Genomic DNA, 2,000 nt, shown 5'->3' on the forward strand with positions numbered 1-2,000 from the left:
AAGTAAATAATAAAGGGCGTATGGTGGATGCCTAGGCTCTCAGAGGCGATGAAGGACGTGATAAGCTGCGAAAAGCTCCGTTTAGGTGCAAATAACCTTTGATGCGGAGATCTCCGAATGGGATAACCCAATATGTTGAAGACATATTATACCGTAAGGTAGGCAAACGCAGGGAACTGAAACATCTAAGTACCTGCAGGAGAAGAAAACAAACGTGATTCCCCCAGTAGCGGCGAGCGACCGGGGAAAAGCCCAAACCGTTATTGTTTCGGCATTAACGGGGTAGTAGGACTGCAAGTTTGATGAAATAAATGAAATGGAACACCTTGGAAAATGTGATCACAGAGGGTGATAATCCCGTACATGCAAGTTTATGAATCATAGCAGACTCCTGAGTAAGTCGGGACACGTGTAATCCTGACCGAATCCGCCGGGACCATCCGGCAAGGCTAAATACTCCCGAGAGACCGATAGTGAACCAGTACCGTGAGGGAAAGGTGAAAAGCACTTCGAACAGAAGAGTGAAATAGTCCCTGAACCCATACGCCTACAAGCTGTCGGAGCCGCTTCGTGCGGTGACGGCGTGCCTTTTGCATAATGAGCCTACGAGTTACTCATCACCAGCGAGGTTAAGTACTTCAGGTACGTAAGCCGAAGCGAAAGCGAGTCTGAATAGGGCGTCAAGTTGGTGGTGGTAGACGCGAAACCTTAGTGATCTACCCATGGGCAGGGTGAAGGTTTGGTAACACAAACTGGAGGCCCGAACCGGTAAACGTTGAAAAGTTTTCGGATGACCTGTGGGTAGGGGTGAAAGGCCAATCAAACTGGGAAATAGCTCGTACTCTCCGAAATGCATTTAGGTGCAGCCTCTGTTGTTTTGTTCTAGAGGTAGAGCTACTGATTGGATGCGAGGGCTTCACCGCCTATCAAATCCGGCCAAACTCCGAATGCTAGAACATGAAGACAGGGAGTGAGCCAGCGGGTGCTAAGGTCCGTTGACGAAAGAGGGAGAACTCAGACCATCAGCTAAGGTCCCCAATTATATGCTAAGTTGGAATAAAAACGGGGTGGGACTGCTTAGACAGCTAGGATGTTGGCTTGGAAGCAGCCATTCATTTAAAGAGTGCGTAACAGCTCACTAGTCGAGCGGTCCTGCATGGATAATACGCGGGCATAAGCATATAACCGAAGCTATGGGATTGTATATGATACAATCGGTAGGAGAGCATTCCATTCAGCATAGAAGCAGTACCGTGAGGTATTGTGGAGCGGATGGAAAAGCAAATGTAGGCATAAGTAACGATAATGCGGGTGAGAACCCCGCACGCCGAAAGATCAAGGATTCCCCGGCAATGTCAATCATCCGGGGGTAAGTCGGATCCTAAGGGTAAGCCGAGTGGCGATCCCGATGGTAAACAGGTTAATATTCCTGTACTGATCATAACTGCGATGCAGCGACGCAGAGGTGACACTGCTGCGTACTGACGGAATAGTACGTTGAAACCCGTATTCTTTGATACCGGTAGTGAAGCACGCCGGTAGAGATGAAAGGTGATAGTACCGCAATGCTTCGGTTGCGCGGATAATGCAGGTAAGCTGACTGCCAAGAAAACCTGCTAAGCTTCAGGTAATGATCATCCGTACTGTAAACGGACACACGTGATCAGGTAGAAAATACTAAGGCGCTCGAGAGATTCATGGTTAAGGAACTAGGCAAAATGGTCCTGTAACTTCGGGATAAAGGACGCTCTTGTGAAAGAGCCGCAGATAATAGGCCCAGGCGACTGTTTACCAAAAACACATGGCTATGCTAATTCGCAAGAAGATGTATATGGCCTGACACCTGCCCGGTGCCGGAAGGTTAAGAGGAGAGCTCAGAGGTAACTCGAAGGTTTGAATTGAAGCCCCGGTAAACGGCGGCCGTAACTATAACGGTCCTAAGGTAGCGAAATTCCTTGTCGGGTAAGTTCCGACCTGCACGAATGGTGTAACGATCTGGG

1 rRNA gene is annotated in these 2,000 nt (G+C 48.8%); it reads left to right on the forward strand.

The features are described from left to right. A 23S ribosomal RNA gene (locus WS34_RS14375) occupies positions 1-2,000 on the forward strand; the annotation flags it as partial.

The sequence above is a fragment of the Odoribacter sp. N15.MGS-14 genome (genome assembly GCF_000980245.1).
GTDB lineage: Bacteria > Bacteroidota > Bacteroidia > Bacteroidales > Marinifilaceae > Odoribacter > Odoribacter splanchnicus.